This is a genomic window from Nocardia sp. NPDC003963, assembly GCF_053605105.1.
This window is the reverse complement of sequence record NZ_JBSGIP010000050.1, coordinates 13985-36834: the sequence shown is the minus strand read 5'-3', so window position 1 is coordinate 36834 and position 22850 is coordinate 13985. Positions and strand designations below refer to the sequence as shown.

22 protein-coding genes are annotated in these 22850 nt (G+C 68.2%); 9 read left to right on the top strand and 13 right to left on the bottom strand.

Annotated elements, in window-relative coordinates:
• Positions 1–135 precede the first annotated feature (135 nt).
• Positions 136–714 (top strand): Uma2 family endonuclease, encoded by a 579-nt coding sequence (locus ACWEWT_RS34350; RefSeq protein WP_452565017.1) that lies wholly within the window; start codon positions 136–138, stop codon positions 712–714.
• 6 nt (positions 715–720) lie between these two features.
• Here the strand turns inward: ACWEWT_RS34350 and ACWEWT_RS34345 are convergent, their stop codons facing one another.
• From ACWEWT_RS34345 to ACWEWT_RS34335, 3 genes are all read right to left on the bottom strand, one after another.
• Complete coding sequence (locus ACWEWT_RS34345; protein ID WP_452565016.1) at positions 721–1536, bottom strand: exodeoxyribonuclease III; 816 nt, start codon at positions 1534–1536, stop codon at positions 721–723.
• Between the two features lie 706 nt (positions 1537–2242).
• On the bottom strand, positions 2243–3247 hold the full coding sequence (locus ACWEWT_RS34340; RefSeq protein WP_452565015.1) for an N-acetylglutamate synthase, CG3035 family: 1005 nt from the start codon (positions 3245–3247) through the stop codon (positions 2243–2245).
• The gene (locus tag ACWEWT_RS34335) at positions 3237–3827 is read right to left on the bottom strand and encodes a peptide deformylase (protein ID WP_452565014.1); all 591 of its coding nucleotides are present in this window, start codon (positions 3825–3827) and stop codon (positions 3237–3239) included. The genes ACWEWT_RS34340 and ACWEWT_RS34335 overlap by 11 nt, the downstream gene beginning before the upstream one ends.
• 248 nt (positions 3828–4075) lie before the next feature.
• On the opposite strand from ACWEWT_RS34335, the gene ACWEWT_RS34330 reads away from it, so the two are divergent.
• The 5 genes from ACWEWT_RS34330 to ACWEWT_RS34310 all read left to right on the top strand — a co-directional run bounded on the left by ACWEWT_RS34330 (position 4076) and on the right by ACWEWT_RS34310 (position 9037).
• On the top strand, positions 4076–4417 hold the full coding sequence (locus ACWEWT_RS34330; protein WP_452565013.1) for a DUF3263 domain-containing protein: 342 nt from the start codon (positions 4076–4078) through the stop codon (positions 4415–4417).
• Between the two features lie 557 nt (positions 4418–4974).
• Entirely contained in the window at positions 4975–5529 is a 555-nt protein-coding gene (locus ACWEWT_RS34325) for a LytR C-terminal domain-containing protein (RefSeq protein WP_452565012.1), read from the top strand.
• A gap of 125 nt (positions 5530–5654) precedes the next feature.
• Positions 5655–6341: a superoxide dismutase[Cu-Zn] gene (sodC, locus tag ACWEWT_RS34320; protein ID WP_452565011.1), complete on the top strand. Its 687-nt coding sequence runs from the start codon at positions 5655–5657 to the stop codon at positions 6339–6341.
• 25 nt (positions 6342–6366) lie between these two features.
• On the top strand, positions 6367–7512 hold the full coding sequence (locus tag ACWEWT_RS34315) for a glutamate--cysteine ligase (protein ID WP_452565010.1): 1146 nt from the start codon (positions 6367–6369) through the stop codon (positions 7510–7512).
• 118 nt (positions 7513–7630) lie between these two features.
• Positions 7631–9037, top strand: a complete 1407-nt coding sequence (locus ACWEWT_RS34310; protein WP_452565021.1) for a DUF5933 domain-containing protein — start codon at positions 7631–7633, stop codon at positions 9035–9037.
• On the opposite strand, the gene mnhG is transcribed toward ACWEWT_RS34310, so the two are convergent.
• The 7 genes from mnhG to ACWEWT_RS34275 form a co-directional block, all read right to left on the bottom strand.
• Positions 8997–9344: a monovalent cation/H(+) antiporter subunit G gene (mnhG, locus tag ACWEWT_RS34305; RefSeq protein ID WP_452565009.1), complete on the bottom strand. Its 348-nt coding sequence runs from the start codon at positions 9342–9344 to the stop codon at positions 8997–8999. The genes ACWEWT_RS34310 and mnhG overlap by 41 nt on opposite strands.
• The gene (locus ACWEWT_RS34300) at positions 9341–9601 is read right to left on the bottom strand and encodes a monovalent cation/H+ antiporter complex subunit F (RefSeq protein WP_452565008.1); all 261 of its coding nucleotides are present in this window, start codon (positions 9599–9601) and stop codon (positions 9341–9343) included. The genes mnhG and ACWEWT_RS34300 overlap by 4 nt, the downstream gene beginning before the upstream one ends.
• Positions 9598–10140, bottom strand: a complete 543-nt coding sequence (locus tag ACWEWT_RS34295; RefSeq protein WP_452565020.1) for a Na+/H+ antiporter subunit E — start codon at positions 10138–10140, stop codon at positions 9598–9600. The genes ACWEWT_RS34300 and ACWEWT_RS34295 overlap by 4 nt, the downstream gene beginning before the upstream one ends.
• A gap of 17 nt (positions 10141–10157) precedes the next feature.
• Entirely contained in the window at positions 10158–11753 is a 1596-nt protein-coding gene (locus ACWEWT_RS34290) for a Na+/H+ antiporter subunit D (RefSeq protein WP_452565007.1), read from the bottom strand.
• Positions 11750–12130 (bottom strand): Na(+)/H(+) antiporter subunit C, encoded by a 381-nt coding sequence (locus ACWEWT_RS34285; RefSeq protein ID WP_452565006.1) that lies wholly within the window; start codon positions 12128–12130, stop codon positions 11750–11752. The genes ACWEWT_RS34290 and ACWEWT_RS34285 overlap by 4 nt, the downstream gene beginning before the upstream one ends.
• Positions 12131–12200: 70 nt before the next feature.
• Positions 12201–14990 (bottom strand): Na+/H+ antiporter subunit A, encoded by a 2790-nt coding sequence (locus ACWEWT_RS34280; RefSeq protein WP_452565005.1) that lies wholly within the window; start codon positions 14988–14990, stop codon positions 12201–12203.
• 161 nt (positions 14991–15151) lie between these two features.
• Entirely contained in the window at positions 15152–17404 is a 2253-nt protein-coding gene (locus tag ACWEWT_RS34275) for an AAA family ATPase (protein ID WP_452565004.1), read from the bottom strand.
• 222 nt (positions 17405–17626) lie between these two features.
• On the opposite strand from ACWEWT_RS34275, the gene ACWEWT_RS34270 reads away from it, so the two are divergent.
• Entirely contained in the window at positions 17627–19630 is a 2004-nt protein-coding gene (locus ACWEWT_RS34270) for a serine/threonine-protein kinase (protein WP_452565003.1), read from the top strand.
• Between the two features lie 20 nt (positions 19631–19650).
• Here ACWEWT_RS34270 and ACWEWT_RS34265 read toward each other — a convergent pair whose 3' ends face one another.
• Together ACWEWT_RS34265 and ACWEWT_RS34260 are read right to left on the bottom strand one after the other, a co-directional pair.
• On the bottom strand, positions 19651–20109 hold the full coding sequence (locus tag ACWEWT_RS34265) for a hypothetical protein (protein WP_452565002.1): 459 nt from the start codon (positions 20107–20109) through the stop codon (positions 19651–19653).
• A gap of 265 nt (positions 20110–20374) precedes the next feature.
• Positions 20375–20536: a hypothetical protein gene (locus ACWEWT_RS34260; RefSeq protein WP_452565001.1), complete on the bottom strand. Its 162-nt coding sequence runs from the start codon at positions 20534–20536 to the stop codon at positions 20375–20377.
• Between the two features lie 200 nt (positions 20537–20736).
• Here ACWEWT_RS34260 and ACWEWT_RS34255 point away from each other — a divergent pair, with 200 nt between their 5' ends.
• A complete protein-coding gene (locus ACWEWT_RS34255; RefSeq protein ID WP_452565019.1) occupies positions 20737–21189 on the top strand; it encodes an SRPBCC family protein in 453 nt (150 codons plus the stop codon).
• Here the strand turns inward: ACWEWT_RS34255 and ACWEWT_RS34250 are convergent.
• A complete protein-coding gene (locus ACWEWT_RS34250; RefSeq protein WP_452565000.1) occupies positions 21164–22210 on the bottom strand; it encodes a beta-ketoacyl-ACP synthase III in 1047 nt (348 codons plus the stop codon). The two genes, ACWEWT_RS34255 and ACWEWT_RS34250, sit on opposite strands and share 26 nt — an antisense overlap.
• A gap of 259 nt (positions 22211–22469) precedes the next feature.
• On the opposite strand from ACWEWT_RS34250, the gene ACWEWT_RS34245 reads away from it, so the two are divergent.
• The gene (locus tag ACWEWT_RS34245) at positions 22470–22730 is read left to right on the top strand and encodes a GlsB/YeaQ/YmgE family stress response membrane protein (protein ID WP_452564999.1); all 261 of its coding nucleotides are present in this window, start codon (positions 22470–22472) and stop codon (positions 22728–22730) included.
• Positions 22731–22850 lie beyond the last annotated feature (120 nt).

Genomic DNA, 22850 nt, shown 5'->3' with positions numbered 1-22850 from the left:
GGCCCGCCCGGGTTCTGGCGCTACTGTCGCACGTTCCGCAGGTACTGAGCGCCGGAGTGAAGAACCGGGGTTAATAGGGCCCCACCCCGCGGCGCCGAAGGCGCCGCCATGAACACAGAGCGATAGGGTCTATCCGTGACCCTCTCGCATGGATCGCTGATGACCGCCGACGAGTTCGAAGAACTCGACGCGGCTGCTCAGCGGATTTCCGAAGGGCTGCGGCTCGAATACCTGAACGGCCTACTGGCCGCGAAGGCGCGCCCGGATCCCAATCACACCCGGGTCGTGCAGTGGCTGGCACGTTTCCTGGTGCCGCGCCGCTCCGAACTGTGGCTTTTCGCCGATCGGGGCCTGCGGGCCGGGCGTAACGGCGGTAGCCGGGTACGGCCCGATGCGATACTCGCGCCCGCGTCGGCCTTCGCCGGTGAAGGTGAATGGTCGGATCCGCAGCCGGTGATCATGACCATCGAGATCAGTTCGCGGGCCCAGCACACCGAACTCCGGGACCGGCTCGACAAACCGTTCCTGTACGCGGCCACGGGTATTCCGCTCTACTTCCTGATCGACCGCGGCGCAGCGGAAGTCAGTGTGTACAGCGAGCCGGAGGACGGGCGCTACAGCACCAAGGTGACCGTGCCGTTCGGCACCGATATCGAAATCCCGGAGCCGCTCGGGGTCTTCCTGGCCACCGATCCGCTCGCGGATTGGCTGTAACGCCGGTCAGTCGGTGAACTCGGCGATCACCGGGGCGTGATCGCTGGCGCCCTTGCCCTTGCGTTCTTCCCGGTCGACTCCGGCATCGACGACCGTCGCGGCCAATGCCGGGGAGGCCAGCACGAAATCGATGCGCATCCCTTCCTTCCGGGGAAACCGCAACTGGGTGTAATCCCAATACGTGTACACCCCGGGGCCGGGCGCGAACGGCCGCATCACATCGGTGAAACCGGTATCGAGCATCGCGTCGAACGCATCCCGTTCCGGTTGCGACACATGGGTTCTGCCGGAGAAGAACTCGGGTGACCAGACATCGTCGTCGGTGGGTGCGATATTCCAGTCCCCGACCAGTGCCGTCTTCGCCTGCGGGTCGGCGGCCAACCGGCGGGCGGCGTCGGCGCGCAGCGCGGCCAGCCAGGCGAGTTTGTACTCGTAGTGCGGATCGGTCAGCGCTCGGCCGTTCGGTACGTACAGGCTCCATACCTGGACTCCGCCGCAGGTGGCGCCCAGGGCGCGCGCCTCGACGGTGGGTGAGGGGATGAGGGTATCGGCGGCATCACGGTCGAACCCGGGCTGCCCCGGGAACCCGATCTCCACATCGTCGAGCCCGATCCGCGAGGCGATCGCCACCCCGTTCCACTGGTTCAGGCCGATATGGGCCACCTCGTACCCGGCCTCCGCGAAAGGCTCGAACGGGAACTGGTCGTCGCGGCACTTGGTCTCCTGGATCGCCAGCACATCGATATCCTGGCGATCCAGCCAGGCCAGCACCCGGTCCTGCCGGGAACGGATCGAATTGACATTCCAGGTTGCCAGTCGCAATGGGTACCTCTGTGTTCATGGCGGCGCCTTCGGCGCCGCGGGGCGGGGCCCTATCAACCCCGGGTCTTCACTCCTACGCTCAGTCGCTGCGCTCCTTCGCTACGTCGCTCCAGAACCGGGGCGGGCCCCGCCGCTGAGGTGACGATTCGGAGAAGGCGGGGCGTTGGTAGGTGGCGCGAGGTTGGTTGGTGAAGGTGTGTTTCGACCGGCGTGGGTAGGACGACACCACTCTAGGGGGTCGATGGCTGCTGGTCGGGACGGGCCCGGGGGCCGGAAATCGGTCGCTGTGTTCGCTGCTGTGCCGGCCCACTACGAGGTCTGTGCGTTGGCGGGGCTCTGGTCGGTGCCGGTCCGGGGCCGATACCTGGTCCGGTCCGGCCGGCTTTCGCCTGGAACCCGGTCGGTGAGTCCGGCGCCGGTACGAGCAGGCCGCGGGCGTCGGCCGACGATGCGTCGGCGTCGGCGTCGGCGTTGCGTTCCGCCGCGGCCGGTTGCCGGATGGACGGTGCCTGTTCCGGGCGGCGAGTATGGCTCGGGCCGCGGGCCGGACACCGGCCGGAATCGACGGCGGGTCGGAGCCGACGCTGGGCTGGAGTCGGCACGGATCGGGTCGACGCCTGGCCGGAGCCGACAGCAGCCCGGGCTCGACGCCGGCTCGAGCCGCCACCGGGCTCGGGGCGGGGGCCGACGCCCGGAACCGCCGGTGCTACGACGTGGTGGCGGAACCGCCGGGGACCGCGTAGCGGTAGCTGTGGTGATCGACGAAACCGAGTTCGCCGAAGAGTTCCAGGGCATCGACGTTACCGGCCTCGACCTGCACGTACGCATGTGTCGCGCCACGGTCGTGACCCCAGCGCAGCAGTTCCCCGCAGACGAGTGCGGCCAGGCCGTGGCGGCGATGGGCGGCGACGACGGCGACGCAGGTGAGGCCGACCCAGCGGCGGCCGTCGGAGGCGGTGGTGAGTGCGCCGCGGGCGATGGCGATGGGGTTGGGCAGACCGAGCGAGGCGAATCCCAGCTGCCCGTCGTGGACGGCGGAAAGGACTTCGGGGAGGGGCACGGTGGCGGTGTGGCCGGTCGGTTCGTCGCCGCGGTAGCGGTGGATCTCCAGCCACGCGATATCGGGTTCGGGAGCGATCCGCACCATGGACGGACCCTGGGGCAGGACGAAATTCTCCAGGTCGATGCCCAGTACCTGGGTCTCGCCCCAGCTGTTCCAGCCCGGTGGCACGGCGGCCAGCCGGTCGGGCAGTGCCAGTTGCAGCGGTAGGCCCTGGGCGGCGTACCAGGTGCCGATCCGGTGCAGGGTGTCCGGGGTGATCCGGGCGGGTCCGCTCGAATCACCTATGGGCACTGCGGAATTGGCGCGCCGGGTGTAGCCGTGACCGGCGCGCAGGAGCCAGCCGTCGATCCAGGCGTATTCCGAGCCTGGCCAGCCGAAGGCCGCCGCGGTTTCCAGCGCCCGTATCTCCGAGGTGCGAATCGGCCTGGGCGACAACGATTTCAACGCCACTACACTGGCGGCCGGAATCATCACCGGATGCCCGTCCGCGGCCAGGACGGTGAGCGGATTGGTCTCCACCACCTCGCCGATCACATCGGTCAGCGGTGGACTACTGCCTTCGGGGAGCCGGTAGCGCACCACCACCCGTTCACCCACCGGGATATCGGTGATCGGGAGGTCGTCGGATTCGTGCGGATCAGTCGTCATATCCGAAGGGGTCCGGGTCGCTACCGGGTAGCCAGTCGAGGCCGGGGACGCCCCAGCCGTTGCGTTTCACCGCCTTCTTCGCCGCGCGGGCGTGACGTCCGACCAGCACGTCGATATAGAGATAGCCGTCGAGGTGGCCGACTTCGTGTTGCAGCATGCGGGCGAAGAAACCGGTGCCCTCCACCGTGACCGGTTCGCCGTGCTCGTCGGTGCCGGTGACCCTGGCCCATTCGGCCCGGCCGGTGGGGTACTGCTCGCCCGGTACCGACAGACAACCCTCTTCGTCGTCATCGGGATCCGGCATGGTCTCGGGAATCGCCGAGGTCTCCAGTACGGGGTTGATCACGGCGCCCCGGCGTCGCGTCACCGAACCGTCCTCGGTCCGGTCCGGGCAGTCGTAGACGAAGAGACGTTTGGACACCCCGACCTGATTGGCGGCCAGGCCGACACCGTTGGCGGCATCCAGGGTCTCGTACATATCCGTGATCAGCCCGGCCAGTTCCGCCGGCGGTTCGGTCACCGGCGCGGTGGGGCCGTGCAGCACGGGATCGCCGACGATCACGATGGGCAGGATTGACATGGATACGAGCTTATTGGGGCCGGTGCCGGGGTGCGAAAAGGGCCCGCTCTGCGCGCTCGCAGTAGTGGGTCCGGCCAGGTGCGGCGGGTCGCACCGAGCCTTCTGGTACCACCGTCCCGGACACGCCGGACATCGACACCGGCGGTTACCCGGACGGCGTGGTTGAATATCGCAAGGCAGTAACACGGTGACCCGATCGTGTCCTTCGGACGGCGATCGCGTCCGGTGGTAACTCGGCGAGGAGCAAGATGGACGGCGCAGCAGCGCGGGATCTTTCCGCAATCCAGGGCAGTCCTCCGGCCACTGCAGAGAATACGAATCCCGAAGCGGCACCGGAGAGCGGCTTGAGTCGCCGCGAACACGAGATGCTGGCTTTCGAGCGGCAGTGGTGGAAATACGCGGGCGCCAAAGAAGAGGCGATCCGCGAACTGTTCGCGCTGTCCCCGACCCGTTATTACCAGGTCCTCAACACCCTCATCGATCGGCCCGAAGCCCTGGCCGTCGACCCGATGCTGGTGAAACGCCTGCGCCGCCTGCGCGCCAGTCGCCAGAAATCACGCGCCGCCCGCAAACTCGGTTTCCAGGTCTGAGCTCCGGCCGCGACGGTGAGCGGCCATCCGGAAGACATGACAGCGGCCGTCGCCGGATCCGTCGCGTCGACGGCCTGATAACGCCCGCCCCCCGATATTTCCCAGGCCGGCCATCGATCACCTGCCGCGCCGTGAGTTCATCCAGTGCATAGGTCACGCACCGCCCGTCTGCCTGTATGTTCGCCGCCCGCGGGGTGAGCCCGCCTCCGCTCTGCAACGCCGAAAAGCGGCGACCGACCCGGTGCGCGCGTGCTGTCAGCGGTCCACGCGCCGGTGACGCCGAGCGCCGACAACGCGGTGAGCCCACCCCCCTTCTACTCGAATCGCAGCTCAGCGCGCCCGTTCTGTCCACTCCGTATGGCCCACCGCAGTGGTCGGGGCCCGCCCCAGTTCTGGAGCGACAGAGCGAAGGAGCGCAGCGACTGAGCGGCGGAGTGAAGAACCGGGGTTGATAGGGCCCCGACCCGCGCCGCCGGAGGCGGCGCCATGAACAGAGCCCCCGACCCGCCCCGCCGCAGGCGGGGCAAATAGACACAGCACCCGCTAGGCTCGGGCGGGTGAGCAATTCGAACTCTGGCTCCGGTGGACCGCCGTTGCGTGCGACGGCGATGGTTCTGATCGCCCTGGCGATCGTATTCGCCGGTCTGGGTGCGATGTCGCTGTCGAGTGCCGATTCCGAGAGCTCCGATAACGCCGAGGGCGCGGCGACGGCATCGTCGACGACCGCACTGGCCGCGCCTCGCGCCACCACCAGTGCGGCGGTACCCACCACGGCGGCCGCCGAATCGTCGACCACCGCCGTCGCGCCCACCACCACCGCGGCGGCCGGTGAAGTGGATCGATCCGCACCTGTCCGGGTGCTCAACAACAGTATGGTCGCCGGGTTGGCCTCCACGACGGCGGCCGATCTCGTCGCCCGGGGCTGGACCAACACCTCGACCGGGAACTACGCCGCGACCACTCTCGAGGCCACCACCGTGTACTACGGCAGTGCGCCCGGTGACGAGGCGACCGCCGCCGCCGTCGCTTCGGATATCGGCGCCGTCACCGCCCCCATGATCCCGGGGCTGGGTGACGGTTCCGGAATCGTTGTGGTGGTGACCGGCCGGTGATCCCGGCCGCCGGATATCGGGGGCGTCCCGGGCGGTCCGGGGCGTCGTGGCATCATCTGATGCGTCGAAAGATCGTTGTCGAAACGCTCTGTCCGTAAACTCGGTACTCGTAAAGGAGTTCCCTGATGGCACCGTCCACTTCTCGTCGCCCGTCTTGGCGTAGCGTGACGCCGGTGCTGGCTGTCGCGGCTTTCGGCCTCGTTGCCTGCACGAACAGCCAGGAGTCCAGTGACGTGACGGGTACGACTCCGCCGGTGTGGACGTCCTCTCCGGCGCCGGCCGGTGCGGGCGAGCACGGCTCCGAGCAGCAATCCCCGGCCGGTTCCGGTACCGAGGTCGAGCTGAAGTCGCCGAGCGGCGCGAAGGTCGGGACCGCGAATTTCGCCGACGAGGGTAATCACCTGCGTATCACCGTCGACACCACCGGTCTGACCCCGGGTTTCCACGGGCTGCACATCCACCAGGAAGGCAAATGCGAGGCCAATTCGGCTCCGCCCGCCGGTGGCGCGCCCGGTGACTTCCTGTCCGCGGGTGGACATCTGCAGGTCGGCGGCGCCACCGGTCATCCGGCCAGTGGTGATCTGACCTCGCTGCAGGTCCGCAAGGACGGCCACGGCTACCTGGTGACCACGACCGATACCGTCACGCTGAGCGATATCCAGGGCAAGGCGCTGATCGTGCACGCCGGCACCGACAACTTCGCCAACATCCCGGACCGCTACTCCCGTGAGGGCGGTACCGGTCCCGACCAGCAGACGATGAGCACCGGTGATGCGGGCGGCCGCGTCGCCTGCGGTGTAATCGGCGGCTAGTACAGACGCACGACGGAGGGGCGATATGGGCGGGGCACGGATCGATCCGGTGCCGTTCCGCGGGTCGCCCCGGCCGACCATCGGTATCGAATGGGAGATCGCGCTCGTCGACAAGACGAGTCGCGATCTGTCCAATACCGCCGCAGCGGTTTTCGACGCCGTCGGTGAATTGCGTGCGCACGACGGCACCCCGCAGGTGACCAAGGAGTTGCTCCGCAACACCGTGGAGTTGGTCACCGGGGTGCACGAAACCGTCGGCGGGGCCCTGCAGGATCTGTCGGGCACCATGGACACCGTGCGCCGGGCGGCGGACGGACTCGGTGTGGATCTGTTCTGCGCGGGCACCCATCCCTTCGCGCAGTGGTCGACCCAGCAGCTGACCCGTTCCGAGCATTACGACGAATTGATCGAACGCACCCAGTGGTGGGGGCGGCAGATGCTGATCTGGGGCGTGCACGTCCATGTCGGAGTCTCCCATCGGGAGAAGGTTTTTCCGATCCTGAACGCTCTGCTGCTGTCGTATCCGCATCTGCTGGCGCTGTCCGCGTCCTCGCCGATGTGGTCGGGTTCCGATACCGGGTACGCGAGCAATCGCGCGCTGATGTTCCAGCAGTTGCCCACGGCGGGACTACCTTTCCAGTTCGAGAACTGGGGCGAGTTCGAGCGGTATGTGCACGATCAGATGCAAACCGGTGTGTTCGAACAGCTCGGCGGTATGCACTGGGATATCCGGCCCGCGCCGAAGTGGGGCACCATCGAGGTGCGGATCTGCGACGGAATCTCCAACCGGGCCGAGCTGGCCGCGCTGGCGGCGTTCATCCATTGCCTGATCGTCTATCTGGACGACAGGGTGGAGCACGGTGAGACATTGCCCACGCTGCCGCCGTGGCATGTGCAGGAGAACAAATGGCGGGCCGCCCGTTACGGGTTGGACGCCATCGTGATCGTGGGTGACGACAATCGGGAACGCCTGGTCACCGACGATCTCGAGGAGCTGCTGGATCGGCTGGAGCCGACCGCTCGGCGGCTCGGCTGCGCGACCGAACTCGCCGCTGTCGCCGATATTCCGCGGCGTGGGGCCAACTATCAGCGGCAGCGGCAGGTGGCCGCGGCGTCCCAGGGGGATCTGATCGCGGTGGTGGACGCACTGGTTCGCGAACTCGACAGCTGACCCGGCCGGTTCGCTGCTGTTCAGCAGCCCGGTGACCTGCCGTTCACGTGCCGTTTACGATAGGCGGGTGCTAGTCGAAAACCCGAATACGGTCGCCGGAGCAGCGGCGCGCAGATCGGTGTCGCGGCGGGGGGTTCGGATCGCCGCCGTCATCGCGGTGCCGATACTGCTGCTGGTGCTGCAGGGGGTGGCGTTCTGGCGGGGATTCGAGGGACCGCTGACGAGTCTGGCCCGCGATTACGTCGGCACACCCAAGTCCATGACAGTGCCGTGGGCGGGTCTGGTGCTGGCGCTGGTCGGGATCCCGGCCCGGCGCCGGGTGATCGCGTTCGGGGCCGCCGTGCTGATCGATCTCGTCTTCGCGGGCGGACGGGTGCTCGCGGGCGGGCCGTTCACGGTCGGTAACGGACCGGTGCTGGTGCTCACCGCGTTGGCGTTGGTGGCCTGGTTGCGCTGGACCGGAATCGAACGGCGCAATGCGCTGCACGCCGCCGCGCTGGGTGCGCTGCTGGTCCTGGCGACCAAGGTCGGAGATGTGTGGCTGCACATCACCGTGGATGTGCGGCCGCGCGTCCTGGACCAGTATGTGATGCTCGCCGATCACGCCCTCGGCGATCCGGCCTGGGTGATGGGCCGGGTGCTGGAGACGCTGGGGCCGGTACCCGACGCGATTCTGCACTGGGTGTACATCGAACTGCCCGCGGCCGCCATCGTCGTGGCGGTCTGGCAGTTGCGGACGGTGGTGACCGGCGGACGGTGGCCGAGCCACTATCTGGTGCGGACATTCCTGGTGCTGGGTCTGGTCGGACCGCTGGTGTACATCCTGTTCCCGGTGGTCGGGCCGATGTTCGCCTACGGGGTCGACGGGAACGGTTTCCAGCTGGGCAATTTCTGGCCCGAGGTGCTGCCGCCGCTCGACCGGGCGCCGCAAGCGATGGATTTCGACTCGTTCTCGCCGCGCAACTGTATGCCGTCCATGCACACCGCGTGGGCGCTGGCGCTGTTCCTGCACACCCGTCGCAACGCCGACGGTTCGCTCGCCCCGACCTGGTTGCGCTGGGGCGGGATGTTCTGGCTGCTGGGCACGCTGGCCGCGACCCTCGGATTCGGCTATCACTACGGGGTCGATCTGGTCGCCGGCGCGGTCCTCTGCCTGACCGTGGAATCGGCGCTGCGCGAACCGGAGCGCGGCTGGGGACTGTTCCGGGTCCGGCTGGTCGCCGGTGGTGTGGTGGTGCTGGTGACCCTGCTGGTGGGTTACCGGTATCTCGCGGTACAGATGGCCGACCATCCGGTGGTCGCGGGTTCGATCGTCTCGGCGCTGCTCGCCGCGATGGCCGCGGGTTTCCATGCCACCTGGTTCGCCCGCCGGCGCGCCGACCGGACGGCCGAGCCCGCGGTCGCGACCCTGTCCGCCGAATCGGCGGACGCGGTGAACAGCACGGCTGATCCGCTCGAGATGACGGCGGCCGGGCCGGACCCGATCACGGCTGCCGCTGATCCAGTTCGTCCTCGAGTTCGTTGACCACCAGCAGATCTTTGCGGTGCAACTGCTCCCGATAGGCGGTGCGGCCGATCAGATGGGCGATCACCGGCGCGGTGAGCAGGGTGAACAGCCCGACCAGGACCAGCATCCAGACGTTCGGGTCGTCGTAGACCCGGATGCAGGTACCGGCCAGCACCGAGATCAAACCGATGACCTGGGGTTTGGTCGCGGAGTGCATACGCAGCAGGGTGTCGGGGAACCGGACGATCCCGATCGCCGCGGTGAGTGCCAGCAGCGCGCCGAGGATGATGAGGGTGCCGGAGATCCAGTCGAATACCGTGTTCATCGGTCGTCCCGGACCCGGAAGCGGGTGACGGCCGCGGACCCGAGGAAGCCCACCAGCGACAGCGCGACGATGGCGGGCACCACGCTGGTATCGCGGCTGTAGGCCGCCCATACCGCGAGTCCGCAGATCGCCATCGCGATGATGGAGTCGATCCCGACCACGCGGTCGAGGGTATCGGGGCCCGCGATTATGCGATATGCGGTGATCAACGCGGCCGCACTGAGCAGGACCGCGGCCACCACGGCCACGACGATCACTGGGTAACCTCCTGACCGGTCGGCGGTGGCAGCGGGGTGGCGCGACGCTGGAACGCGTCGATCAGCAGACTTTCCACCACCCGGATGGTCCGGTAGAACTTCGCCACCGCCTCCTTGCTGCTGACATCGATGACGTGCACGTACACCGCGCACTGTTCGCGGTCGAGTTCCAGCACCATGGTGCCCGGGATCAGGTTCAGCAGGTTGGTGCACAGCACCAGGACCAGATCCGATTTGAAGGCGAACTGGACCTTGAGGACCCCGGAGACCGGGGGCGGCCCGGGTCGCAGCGCGAACCAGGCGAGCTGAAGGCTGGATTCGAGTCCGTAGTAGACGCTGACCGCCGCCAGTTTCAGCAGCGGTAGCAGCCGCAACTGCCCGCGTACCGGGATCCGGGGCAGCGGCAGGGTCACCATGATGATCGCGCCTACCGCGAGCCCGGCGGCGATATTCGCGAAGCTCACCCGCCCCCACAGCGCCACCCACACCACCGTCAACCAGATCAGGATGCCGACCCGCAGGACATTGTCGCGGTTCACCAGTACACGTAGCGCGGTCATTTCGTCCCCCCGCCGAGAACCGCGCCGATATAGCTCGCGCGGTCCTGTAGTTCGGCCGCCGCGCGGTCGGCGATACCGAGTACCGGGCCCGCCCAGACGGTCAGCGCCAGCCCGACCGCGACCAGGGCGGCGGTCGGCAGCACCATCATCGCCGGTAGCCGGCCGGGGTCGGTGCGTTCGTCGTAGAGGATGTCGGTGTTGTCCTCCACCAGCGACGGCAGGGTCGCGGACACCAGATGGCCCTCCGGCGCCTGCTCCCGCGGCCGCCAGAACGCTTTGCTCCATACCCGCGCCATCACATACAGCGTGAGCAGGCTGGTGACCACCGATCCGGCCACCAGGATCCAGGCCAGCGCACTGCCGTCCTGCGCGCCGGCCTGCAGCAGCGCGACCTTGCCGATGAAACCGGAGAACGGCGGTATCCCGCCGAGATTGAGTGCGGGTATCAGGAACAGACCCGCCAGTATCGGGCTGGCGGCCGCCAATCCGCCGACCCGCCGTAGCGAGGTCGAACCGGCCTGCCGTTCGATCAGACCGGCCACCAGGAACAGCGCGGTCTGTACGAGGATGTGATGCGCGATGTAGTACACCGTGCCCGCCAGACCGATCGTATTGGCGATCCCGACCCCGAACATCATGTAGCCGATATGGCTGACCAGTGTGAACGAGAGCAGTCGCCGGATATCGTTCTGCGCGATGGCACCGAAGATACCGATCAGCATGGTCAGCAGCCCGGTGATCAGCAGCAGATTGTCGAAGCCGCCGTCCGGGAACATCAGAGTCTGGGTCCGCACGATCGCGTACACGCCGACCTTGGTGAGCAGACCCGCGAAGACCGCGGTGACCGGCGCGGGCGCGGTGGGATAGGAATCGGGTAGCCAATTCGACAGCGGGAAGACCGCCGCTTTGATCCCGAACGCGACCAGCAGTACGGCGTACACGGCCTGGCGGATCCCGTCGGGAATCGCGTCCATCCGCAGCGACAGTTGCGCGAAGTTCAGGGTCCCGGTGGCGCCGTAGACGACGGCGGTGCCGATCAGGAAGATCAGCGACGACACCATCGACACCATCACATACGACACTCCGGCCCGGATGCGCTGCGCGGTCGCGCCCAGGGTGAGCAGTACGAACGAGGCGACCAGCAGGATCTCGAAACCGACGAAGAGGTTGAACAGGTCACCGGCCAGGAAGGCCATCGCCACACCGGCGCTGAGCACCAGGTAGGTGGGCCAGAAGATGGAGGTGGGCTGTTTCGCCTGGGCATCGGCGATGTTCTGACCGGCGCCGTACAGCGCGACCGCGAGCAATACGATCGCCGAGACCAGCAGCATGGCGGCGGAGAGCCGGTCCACCACGATGGTGATACCGATCGGAGTCTCCCAGCCGCCGACCTGGACCGCGACCGTACCGTCGCGGTCGGCGAGGTAGAGCAGCACACCGCAGACGGCGACGGCGCCGCTCAGCGCGACGGTCGCCAGGATGCGCTGCACCCGCGGACTGCGTCCGACGACAAGGGTCACGGCGGCGGCGAGCAGTGGAATGAGCACCGGCAGCGGCGCGAAGGTGGCTAGCAGATCGTGCGGCAGGCTCATTCTTCGGGTTCCTCCGGCGGGCGCGCGGCGATCCCGACATCCTCCGGGTCGTTCTCGACTTTTTCGCTCGTGGTCAGGATGTAGGAGCGATAGGCCAGCGCCAGGACGAACGCCGAGACTCCCATGGTGATGACGATGGCGGTCAGCACCAATGCCTGTGCCAGGGGATCGGCCATGGTGTTGTGATCGGTATCGGTGGCGCCCTGGATCGGCGGCGCTCCGTCGGGTCCGCCCATGGTCAGGATGAGCAGGTTGACGGCATTGCTGAACAGCAGGATGCCGAGCAGCATCTTCGATACGGTCCGTTCCAGCAGCAGGTACACCCCGCAGGCCACCAGAACACCGACCACGATCAAGAGGGTGAGATTGGCGCTCATACCGCCACCTCGCTGTCGTTCGGCCCCGGCACGATCGCCGGGGCGGTTGTGCCCGTCACCGTAGGTTCGCTCATGACTGCACCAGCTCGTCGTCGAGGCGCGCGCCGAGGCTGCGCAGCACATCCAGGATGAGGCCCACCACGATGAGGTAGACGCCGAGGTCGAAGAACAGCGACGTCACCAATTTGATGTGACCGAGCAGCGGTACCGAGGCCTCCACGATGGTCGAGTACAGCGGGGGATACCCGAGGACCAGCGATGCCGTGGCAGTGCCCGCGGCCAGGATCAGTCCGGCGCCGAGCAGATGCCCGGCTTCCACCGGGAGCGCTTCGCCGAGTTCGTACTGGCCGCCGGCGAGATAGCGCAGTACCAGCGCCAGTCCGGCGATGAGGCCGCCGGCGAAACCGCCGCCGGGTGCGTTGTGGCCGGAGAAGAAGAAGTACACCGACAGGACCATGATGGTCGGGAAGACCAGGCGGGTCGTGATCTGCAGGACCATCGATCGGTCCCGGCGGTCGACCAGCCGCCCGGCGGGCAGCCAGCTCACCTTGCCCGGGAGGTAGTTCGGAGCGTCGGCGGCGCGCGGCGCCGCGCCGAACCGGCGGCTGCGGAACACCAGCGAGGCGACACCGGTCGCGGCCACGACGAGCACCGATATCTCGCCGAGAGTGTCCCAGGCGCGGATATCGACCAGCAGTACGTTGACCGCGTTCTTACCGCCGCCGAACTCGTAGGCCGCGGCCGGGATACGTTCCCAGATCGGCTGGGCATTGCGGGCGGCGCCGGCGAAGGCCGCCAGCACCGGTACCGCGATCCCGACCGCGATGGCGATCGCCGCCCGGCCGACCTGGAAACCGGCCTGCTGTTCCGGGCCGATCTCCGGCGGGAAGGCCCGCAGCACCAGGACGAAGACCACCAGGGTGAGGGTCTCCACCAGGAATTGGGTCAGGGCCAGGTCGGGGGCGCCGTGCAGGGCGAAGACGACACCGCAGCCGTAACCGGTGAGCCCGACGACCAGGACGCTCGCCAGCCTGTTGCGCAGTACGGTCGCACTCAGCGCCATGGCGATCATGATCACACCGATCACCAGCTGTAACGGCGAATCCCACAGCCGCAGCTCCACACCGGTGCGCGTCCCGAGGGCCAGGACCACCGCGGGCAGGATGACCAGCGTGCCGAGGATGATCGCCTGGTTCAGCGGTAGCGAACCGCGCTGTACCGAAGTGGTCATCTTCAGCGACAGCCGGTCCATCGCCCGCAGGGCGGCGTCGTAACCGCGGTCGGCGTTGCCGAGCAGGGTGGCCGATTCTCCGATCCGGTCCTGTACCGAGAACAGGGCGAGACCGCCGGCGATGATCACGACGGTGAGCGCGAGCGGCCAGGTCAGACCGTGCCAGAGCTGCAGATGTTCGGTCAGTTCGCCCGGTAGGGTTTCGGCGTACGGCGCCAGCAGGCCGTCCATCCAGGGTGCGGCGAGTCCGGCGGCCAGCGAGCCCACGGCCAGTGCCACCGGTGCCGCGATCAGGCCGAATCCGGGCGCGTGCCAGCTCGGGACCGGGACCCCGGGCTTGTCCGCGAAAGCACCCCAGACGAAGCGTGCGCTGTAGGCGACGGTGAGCATGGATCCGAGCACCAGCCCGGCGCCGAGCAGCAGTTTTACGGTGAGGGAGAGCGGTTCGGCGGCGAGTTCGGCGGCCAGCGCCGATTCCTTCGCCACGAAGCCCCAGAGCGGCGGTATACCCGCCATACTCAGCGCGGCCAGCGACGCGGCACCGAGCAGTATCGGCGCGCGGCGGCCCAACCCCGAGAGTTCACGCAGGTCACGGGTGCCCGCGCCGTGGTCGATGATGCCGACCACCAGGAAGAGGGCGGCCTTGAACAGGGCGTGCGCCACGATCAGGCCGATACCGGCGAGCGCGGCGTCCGGGGTGCCGAGGCCGACCATCACCACCAGGAAGCCGAGCTGGCTCACGGTGCCGAAGGCGAGGACCAGTTTCAGGTCGGTGACCTGCAGGGCGCGCAGCCCGGCCAGCAGCATCGATGCCAGGCCCAGGGTGAGGACCAGCGGCCGCCAGACCGGTTCGTCGGCGAAGGCCGGCGCGAGCCGGGCAATCAGGTAGATACCCGCTTTCACCATGGCGGCCGCGTGCAGATACGCGCTCACCGGGGTGGGCGCGGCCATGGCGCCGGGCAACCAGAAATGCAGCGGTACGATCGCGGATTTGCTCAGCGCGCCCACCAGTACGAGCCCGATCGCGACCTGGATCGCGATACCGCCGGGCGGGTGGTCGGCCGCCAGCACGTCCGAGAGCAGATAGCTGCCGTAGGACTGCCCGAGGATGACGATCCCGGCCAGCATGGCCAGACCGCCCGCCCCGGTGACCAGCAGCGCCTGCAGGGCGGCCCGGCGTCCGGGGACGCTGTCGGAGTTGTGCCCGACCAGCAGGAACGACAGCACCGTGGTCACTTCCCAGAAAGTGAACAGCAGCAGCATGTTGTCGCTGGTGACCAGGCCGAACATGGCGCCGGAGAAGGCGACGAGCCAGGCCGCGAAGGAGCCCAGTTTCGGTTCGTTGTCGGTGAAGTAGCGGGCGCAGTAGGCCAGGACCAGGGCGCCGATACCCAGGACCAGTGCGCTCATCACGGTCGCCAGGGAATCGAAGCGCAGGTCCAGCGACAGATCGATGGTCGGCGCCCAGGGCAGCCGGACCTGGATCTCGTCGTTCCAGTGGGTGATCACCCAGCCGAGGCTGACGAGGGGTACCAGTGCGAGTGGATAGAACGCATTGCGGCCTATTGCTCGCACGGCGGCGGGCGCGATCAGCGCGGCCAGGGCGTGTGCGAGCAGGATGGCGAGCAAGCGTTACCTCCGTCGGTATCGGGGCGGCGGGGTATTGCGCGCTCATCATATGCGAGCACGAACTGGGACAATCGTACAGATTGAGGGTTTCGCCCGCGCACCCGGCTACCCTCGGGCAACGATTTCGCCAGGTCAGGCATAACGGACAGATCGGAATGGGGTCAGTGTCGGGACTCCGCGTACCGACGCAGCGACTCCACCTGATCACGGTCCAGCGAGGGCCGCACCGCCCGGCGCGCGGCGGCGATATCCGCGGCCGTCACATCGGCCGCGTCCACATCGCGGCGCATGGCCGCCAATGCCGCTTCGCGCAGCAGTGCCGCGCAGTCCGCGGCGGAGAAACCGTCCAGATCGACAGCCAGCTGCGCCAGGTCCACCGACTCGGCCAGTGGGACCGCGCGGCCGGTGGTGCGCAGGATGGCCTCGCGGGCCTCGCCGTCGGGTGGCGGAACGAACACCAGTCGTTCGAGGCGGCCCGGACGCAACAGTGCCGGGTCGATCAGCTCCGGACGGTTGGTGGCACCCAGGACCACCACATCGCGTAGCGGTTCCACCCCGTCCAGTTCGGTCAGCAGGGCCGCCACCACCCGGTCGCCGACCCCGGAGTCCGAACTCTGGCCGCGGCGCGGTGCCAGCGCGTCCACTTCGTCGAGGAAGATCAGCGAGGGCGCGGAATCACGGGCCCGCTGGAACAGCTCCCGCACCGCGCGTTCGGACGAGCCCACCCATTTGTCCATCAGCTCCGCGCCCTTGACGGTGTGGACGCTCAACTGGCCGCTGCCCGCCAGCGCCCGCACCAGGAAGGTCTTCCCGCAGCCGGGCGGACCGTACAGCAGCACCCCGCGCGGTGGTTCGATACCGAGCCGCGCGAACGAATCGGGGTGGCGCAGCGGCCACAGGACCGATTCGGTCAACGCCTGCTTGGTCTCTTCCATATCGCCCACGTCGTCGAGGCCGAGGCTGCCGATCGCCAATTCCTCGGTGCCCGATCGCGACAGCGGCCGGATCACCTCCAGCGCCCCGCTGAGATCCTGCTGTTCGAGCCGCGGTTCGGTGCTGTCGCGGCTGGCTCGCGCGGCCGCCCGCAGGGCCGCCTCCCGGCACAGGGCGGCGAGATCGGCGACCACGAAACCCGGTGCCGACGAGGCGATCTCGTCCAATTGCAGCGCGCCCGTGGGTACCTTGCGCAGTAGTTGCTCGAGCAGTGCCCGGCGCACCGCGGCGGTGGGCAGCGCCAGCGCGAGCTCCCGGTCGCACAGATCGGGTGCCCGCAGCCGGCGATCGATGGCCGCCGGATGCGCGGTGGTGGCCAGCAGCGCCACGCACGGTTCGGCCACGGCGGCCCGCAATTGGTCCAGGATCAGGGTGGCGACCGGTTCGGCCGGTTCGGGCAGCAGCGCATCGATATCGGTGACCAGCAGAATCCCGCCGCGCCCCGAACCCACCGCCGCGGCCGCGGCGGCCACCGCGCGCAACCGCGCGCCGCTCTCCGCCGCGCCCACTGTCGGACCGTCCAACTCCACGATCCGGCGCGGCGCCGCGACCGCCCGGGCCAGCGAGGCCTTGCCCACACCCGCCGGCCCGGTGATGAGCACGCCCAGGCGCGGGGTCGCGCCGAGCGCCTTGAGCAACTCGGGTTCGTCCAACGCCAGGCTCAGCCATTCCGCGAGCTTCGCGGCCTGCTGTTGCGCACCGGCCAGATCCTCCACCTTCAGCTCGGTAGGCGGCGCGGTCTCGACCGGAACGGCCCCGGGCATATCGGTGCCGACCATCGTCTCCGGATGACTCGGCGCCAGCGGCTGACCCGGGCCGGGATGTTCGTTCACCCGGACCGGCGCCGGCTCGTCACCGGTGGCCACACCGGCGGTCCACTCGACCGCGGTATTCGGCTGCACGCTGACCGGCGCGCCCGGGGGTTCGGTGTCGACCACGGTGAGCAGTTCGGAGGTCCAGGCGATACCGAACGCCCGCGACAATGCCTGGCTGGCCACCGACGACGGGATATCCGGGCCCAGCTCCCGGGGCAGCAGCGAGACCGTATCGCCCACGGTCACCACCTTGCCCAGCAGCGCCTGGCGCAGCGTGGCCGCCGGAATGGATTGCGTGGCCTGCCGCGAACCACTCACCCGGATCCGGCGGGCGCCGTACACCACGGCCGGTGCCACCACCACGCCCGCGTTCTCACGCAGTCCGGCGTTGGACAGGGTCACATCGTCGAGCAGCGCGGTCCCGGCCGGCGTCCCGGCCGGCGCCCGGCCCACCACCGCGGCCGTGCGGCGGGCGCCGACCAGCGAGATACCGTCCCACTCCCGTAACCCGAGGGCGGTGAGCGCCTCGGGATGCAGCCGGACCACGCCGCGCCGCGCATCGGCGGCGGATGGATTCAGACGGACGGTCAACGCCAACTCAGCCACGCTGCCATTCTGCGCGCTTTCCGCGAGACGGGGGCGAGGCCCTCGTGACCGGGCCTCCCGGAACCCTCGTCCCGGGTGCGTTGCTGCCGTTGATGGACAGTGGCGCGGCGCGATACAGTCGCGAGCGCCCGCTGGGCGAATTCCCAGGGTGCGCCGCTGTGCGGGGGCAGTGTCGAAGCGCGGCGGAGCGGCCGGTGGAGGCCGCCCGATCGGGGAGGAACGATGGACGAGGTATTCGGGCGCTACCGGTTACGGGACAAGATCGGTGAAGGCGGGATGGGGCAGGTCTACCGCGCCTACGACACGGTCACCGAGCGTCTCGTCGCGGTGAAGGTACTGCCCGGGCATCTTTCGGCCGATCCGGGCTATCGCGAGCGGTTCCGTCGCGAAGCCCATGCCGCCGCCCGGCTACGGGAACCGCATATCGTGCCCATCCACGATTACGGTGATATCGACGGTCGCCTGTTCCTCGATATGCGGCTGGTCGACGGTGCGGATCTGAAGAATGTCCTGGACCGGATGGGGCCGTTGGCCCCGGCGGTGGCGGTCCATATCGTCGAGCAGGTCGCGGCGGCACTGGATGCCGCGCACGCCGACGGTTTGGTTCATCGGGATGTCAAACCCTCCAACATCCTGCTCGCCGAGCGCGATTTCGCCTATCTGATCGATTTCGGTATCGCCCGTTCCACCGCGGATACCGGGTTGACCAGTACCGGAGTCGCTGTCGGCACCGTCGCCTACATGGCACCCGAACGGCTGAGCGAAGGTCGTGCCGATCGGCGGGCCGATGTCTACGCGCTCGCCTGTGTTCTCTACGAATGCCTCACCGGTACAAGGCCGTTCGGCGGCGACAGCCTCGAACAGCAGATCGCCGCCCACCTCACCGCGCCGCCGCCGGAGCCCAGCACATCCCGGGCGGCACTGCGGTCTTTCGACGCAGTGATCGCGTGTGGGATGAACAAGGATCCCGGCCGGCGGTACGGCACGGCAGGGGAGCTCGCCGACGCCGCCCGGGCCGCATCGGATGGTCCGGGCTCCGCCGCCGCGCCCACCGCACATCTCGGAGGTGCCCCGGCCGCGCCACGCTATTCGCGCACCGCCGCTACCGTTGCCGCGCCGATCGGTGGTCCCGTGTCCCGGGAATCGCAGGCGGTGGCCGATCGGCCGGAGCAGCTCGCCGCTGCCGACCGCCCGAATGCCGGATCCGCCGCGGTGAGCGGCGGCGAGCGATCCGCCGCGGAACTCGTGCTTGCCTGCGTGGCACTCGTCGTCGCCGCGGTGGTCGCCGTGGTGGTGGTCGCCACGTCGAGTTCGGACGAGAAACCCGCCGCCGCCGTCACCGGTACGGTCCGGCTCGCCGGTTCGGCGGACGGAATCGCGGCGGACCCTTCAGCGGACCGGGTGTACGCCACCAGTGGTCCCGACGGTTCGGTGTCGGCGATCGATACGGCCACGAATACCGTTGCCGCGAAATTCCCGGTCGGCGCCGAGCCGGGCGCCGTCGCGGTCGATCCCGGGACGCACACCCTCTTCGTCGCCGATGAACAGAACAATTCGGTCGCGATGGTCGATCTCGCTACTCGGGCAGTCCTCGGGGTGGTTCCGATCGGTTTCGCGCCACTGGACCTGGTCCCGGACCCGTCGGCCCCCGTGCTGTACGCGGTCGGCAGCAGCAGCGTGATCGCGATCGACACCCGCACCCGTGCGGTGACGGCGACCGTCGACGGCCGCTTCTCCTCCACGGGGCAGGCGGCCCTCGACCCGTCGGCACACACGCTCTACGTGGCGGCCGACGACGGTCTGGTGGTGATAGATACCCGAACCCATCTCGCCACCGCGACGATCGAGCTCGGCCGGTCCACGAACGCACTGGATGTGGTGGTCGACCCGGTCACCGACAACATATACGCCACTGTCATGACCGATACGGATGCCGATGACGAGCGATCCCTGGTGATCGTTTCCGGGGAATCGCGCCAGGTCCTCAGGTCGGTCCCGGTGAGCGGTAACGCACTCGATCTCGCCGTCGATCCGGAGTCGCACACCGCGTATGTCGTCAACTACAACAATGTCGAGGTGATCGACACCGAATCGGGGACGGTCACCGCGACCGTGGAACTCGGATTCGACGGTACAGCGGTCGATATCGCGGTCGATCCCGCCGCCGGCAAGGCCTACATCGCTTTCGATGCGGGCAACGAGGTGATGGTGATCAGCGGCGGCTGAGCATCGGATATCCGCTGGTCTCAGCCGTTGACGACGATTCCCGCGACCACGGCGACCAACTGGTCGGCCAGTTTCTCGGAGTTGCAGACCAGTTTGGCGGTGCCGAGTGCGGCGTTCGGATTGCCCACGAACGCGCTGTCGGGGTTCTCGGCGAGGATCTCGCCGACCAGCTGCTGCTGCTGCGGTTCGTCGAGCGCTTTGAACTGTCCACAGGTGGTGTCGGACGGACGGTTCGAGGCGGGAGCATCGTCGGCGGAATCGTCCTCGGGTTCGGTGGTTTCCGGCGACTGCTCGGGCGTGCTGCCGTCGCCGGGCGCAGTGGTCTCGGCACCGGATTCCGTGCTCGATGTCGTCTGCACGGCGGCGGTGTTCTTACGCAGACCCGAGGCCTCGGCCGGTTCCTCGTCCGACGAGCAACCCGACAGCACCAGCGCCGCGGCGGCGGCAGCGGTGACGACAACAGTTGAGATTCGCTTCATAACGCATTCCCCGGTGGTCAGCCACGCCGGAGCCTCCGGCGCGACCAGCAGCGTACCGGGTAGTGCGCGATGCCCCCCGGTGCAGCCGGGCCGGGACGGCAGCGCCCGGTCTCGCCGGGGCAAAGGCGCGGAAACGATTCGCGCGCCCGCCGAATACGCGAGCTCCTGTCCGTTCCGGATGGCCGGAACTCGCGGCCGGATTCCACCTCAGTGGGCGGGCCCTGCTCCGCCCCGCCGCAGGCGGGGCAATCGAATGCAGCCGCAATCAAACGCGATGCTGGAGGACCATATCCAGTTCGGTGGGGGTGAGCAGTCGTTCCAGCCGTTCGTCTATCTTGGCGTTCCCGGAAGGGTCATCGGGTTCGAGTGCCGGTAGTTGCGGCAGTCCGTCGGTGGTCTGGCGGCGCAATAGCGAGCGAAGGTTCACGGCCCATCACCTTACGGTAGCTGTGTGTTTGCTGGCGACGTGTCTTGCTTGCGGTGGCGTTACGGCAACCGATGGGGGTCCCGCCATCGATTCTGCTTCGGGATCGGCCCTATCGATACTCGACGAGGGAAAATGTGACCGAGCCGTCGCCAATCGCTACCCTTTCTGATACTTGGAGTTTCATCTACCCGGAGGCAACGTTGCCGAAAAATTTGGAAGCCAGCATCGATATCGCCGCCCCGCCGGAGCGGGTCTGGGCGGTCCTCGCGGACCCGAGCCGGATGCCGGAGTTCAGCCCCCAGTGCGTGCGGATGATTCCGATCGGACGGCCCAGGGCCGGCACGCTGACGGTCAACCTCAACCGGGACGGATGGAAGTTCTGGCCGACCACCGCGCGCATCCTGCGCTACGAAAAGGACAGCGCACTGGCCTTCCGGGTCACCCAGAACCGGACGGTGTGGACCTACACTCTCGAACCCACCGAGGCGGGAACCCGGCTGGTCGAACGCCGCGACGCCCCCAACGGCACCACCTGGGTATCGCGGACCCTGATCAATGCGATGCTCGGTGGGGAGGCGGCGTTCGAGGAGGATTTGGTGCGCGGGATGAACGAATCCCTCGCGAAGATCAGGACAGCGGTCGAGACGAACTGAATTTCGGCAGGGTTACGACCTGGGCCGCATAGGAGAGTCCCGCGCCGAAGGCGATGAGCAGGGCGGTATCGCCCGGCTGGGATTGCCCGGTCCGCAGCAGCGTCTCCATCGCGAGCGGAATCGAGGCTGCTGAAGTGTTGCCGGTCTCTTCGATATCGTTGGCCAGCGCGCAGTTCTCCGGGAGTTTCAGTACCCGCGCCATGATCTCGATGATCCGGCCGTTGGCCTGATGCGGGATCATGGCGTCGAGGTCGTCGGTGGACAGCCCGGCCCGGTCGATGGCGTCGCGGCAGACCTTCTCCAGCGAATGCGCGGCCCACCGGAACACCGCGGTGCCCTCCATCGCGAGATAGGGGCGGACGGCGTCGGTGCCCTTCTCCTCGATCTCGGCGAAGAACTCGACCCAGTCCTTGTCCTGGCGGATGGCTCGGTGCTGGGTGCCGTCGGAACCCCAGACGGTGGGCCCGATGCCCTGTTCCTCGGCCGGGCCGACCACGACGGCGCCCGCGCCGTCGGCGAACAGGAACGCGGTGCCGCGGTCGGCCGGGTTGACCGTATCGCTGAGCTTCTCCACGCCGATGACGAGCACATGGGAGGCGGTGCCCGCGCGCACCAGATCGGAGGCCATGGCCAGGCCGTGACAGAACCCGGCGCAGCCGGCCGAGATATCGAAGGCGGCGGCGCCGTCGGTGCCGAGTTCGGTGGCGATCCGCGGCGCGGCGGCGGGGGTCAGCAGGAGATGGGTCGAGGTGGCCACGATTATGCAGTCGACCTGGTCGCCGGCGATGCCGGCGGAGTCGAGGGCGCCGCGGCAGGCGGCCACGCTCATCGAATGGATGGTCTCTGTCTCATCGGCGAACCGGCGGGTGCGGATACCCGAACGGGTGCGGATCCACTCGTCGCTGGAATCGATCGGTCCGGCCACTTCGTCGTTGGTCACGACGCGCGCCGGGCGGTAGACGCCCAGCCCCAGGATCGCGGTGTGCTGCGCCCCGGTCGTCTGGGCGATCTGAGTAGCCATGGTGCTTCTCCTATGTACCTGCGGCCGCTCCGCCGCGAGGGTTGACCCGATTTCGATGTGGATTCCTCACCCGTCGGCCGTCTGGGGACGGCCACTGGGCAATCCGGAGACATGAGGCACCCTCATATTATCTCCCTGTGCGCGGGACGGCATCGCATATTCGATATTCGCCGGGGTTATCGGGACCAGGTCGGGGTATTGCGGCCGTACGCGTCCGCGGCCGCGGACGTGCCACCGGAGAACAAGCGAGGATCAACTCATGCTCGGTCTCGGCATCATCGGTTGGATCATCATCGGCGGTATCGCCGGGTGGATCGCCAGCAAGATCATGAAAACCGATGCTCAACAGGGCATTCTACTCAATATCGTGGTGGGTGTCGTCGGCGGTTTGATCGGCGGCTTCCTGCTCTCGGCATTCGGCGTCGACGTGAACAGTGGCGGCTGGTGGTTCAGCTTCTTCACCTGTCTGGCCGGCGCCGTCATCCTGCTGTTCCTGGTGAAGTTGGTCGTGCGGAGGTAGCTCTCGGTTCGACACCCGGTGCCACCGGCCTGTTCGGCGTAAGGTGTGAACGCTTGCGCCGACAGGTTCGGCCGGTACCCGCTCGGTGACCGGTCGCCACCGGAGTCCGCGGCGTTCGAA